Origin of the sequence: Roseicyclus sp. (assembly GCF_018402035.1) — a bacterium.
Classification (GTDB): domain Bacteria; phylum Pseudomonadota; class Alphaproteobacteria; order Rhodobacterales; family Rhodobacteraceae; genus Roseicyclus.
Genome location: NZ_JAGYJN010000081.1, coordinates 1 through 1,249, shown reverse-complemented (window position 1 = coordinate 1,249; position 1,249 = coordinate 1). Strand labels below are relative to the sequence as shown.

The window sequence follows — 1,249 nt, the reverse complement described above, 5'->3', positions numbered from 1 at the left end:
TGGAAAACCCCAACGACCCGAAAGACAGCGCCAAGCTCAAGGCGGTGCTGGTGCTTGTCGCCTGCATCGCCTTCGTGCTCTCGCCCTTTCTGGCCCAGCCTTTCACTGGCTTTGACCCAGCGCAAATGCCCCTCGCGGTCGACAAACCGCCGATCCAACCGGCCGGTTACGCCTTTTCGATCTGGGGCGTGATCTACCTGTGGCTATTGGCTTCGGCAGGCTTCGGCCTCATCCGCCGCGACACTGCCCCTGATTGGGACCGCGCGCGCTGGCCGCTTTTTGCCAGCCTCGCCATCGGCGCGGGCTGGATCGCGGTCGCGCTCAGCGCGCCGGTCATGGCCACGATCTTGATCTGGGCCATGCTCTTAGGCGCCCTCGCCGCCCTATGGCACGCCCCTGCCCGTGATCGCGCATGGTTCGCCTTGCCAGTTGGGCTTTACGCGGGCTGGCTGACGGCGGCTGCTTGCGTGGCCTTCGGCACGGTGGCGATGGGCTATGGATGGGGCGGCGAAGTGGCGCTGAGCTGGATCATGCTCTTGGTGGCGCTCGGCCTTGCGGTGACACTCAGCCTGCGCCTGCGTGTCGCCACCTACCCCATCGCGGTGGCTTGGGCGCTGGTGGGCGTCGTTGTCGCGAACGGGTTTGGGCCCTTCGGCATCGCCGCAGGTCTGGGCGCATTGGCCCTGCTGGCGCTTGCCCTACGCCAGATCAAGGGCTGAGCGCTTCTTCGTTTCAGAAATATCCCGGGGGAGTCCCGGCACGGGACGGGGGCAGCGCCCCCACGCTACCGTCGCACCCGCGCGCTTGCCGTGGCAATTCGCAACCGTTAGACCCAACATAGACAGCCTCGGATCGGAGCGTTCATGCGCATTTTGCTGACAAATGACGATGGGATCAACGCCCCCGGGCTAAAGGTGTTAGAGGCCATCGCCGCCGAGATCGCGGGCCCAAAGGGTGAGGTCTGGACCGTCGCACCCGCCTTCGAGCAATCAGGCGTTGGGCATTGCATTTCCTATGTCCATCCCACGATGATCGCCGAGCTTGGGCCAAAACGCTTCGCCGCCGAAGGCTCACCTGCCGATTGCGTGCTGGCGGGGCTTTACGATGTGCTGGCGGGAAATCCCCCCGATCTGGTGCTCTCGGGTGTCAACCGGGGCAATAACGCTGCCGAAAATGTGCTTTATTCCGGCACCATCGGCGGCGCGATGGAGGCAGCGTTGCAAGGTCTGCCCGCCATCGCGCTTTCGCA

At 64.9% G+C, this 1,249-nt stretch carries 2 protein-coding genes; both read left to right on the top strand.

Annotation, left to right across the window (positions count from 1 at the left end; translation table 11 throughout):
- On the top strand, positions 1 to 719 hold a 719-nt coding region (locus KG698_RS15320), incomplete at its 5' end, for a hypothetical protein (RefSeq protein WP_367114135.1).
- A gap of 144 nt (positions 720 to 863) precedes the next feature.
- Positions 864 to 1,249, top strand: a 386-nt coding sequence (locus tag KG698_RS15315) for a 5'/3'-nucleotidase SurE (RefSeq protein WP_300984240.1), incomplete at its 3' end; no start/stop codon positions are given.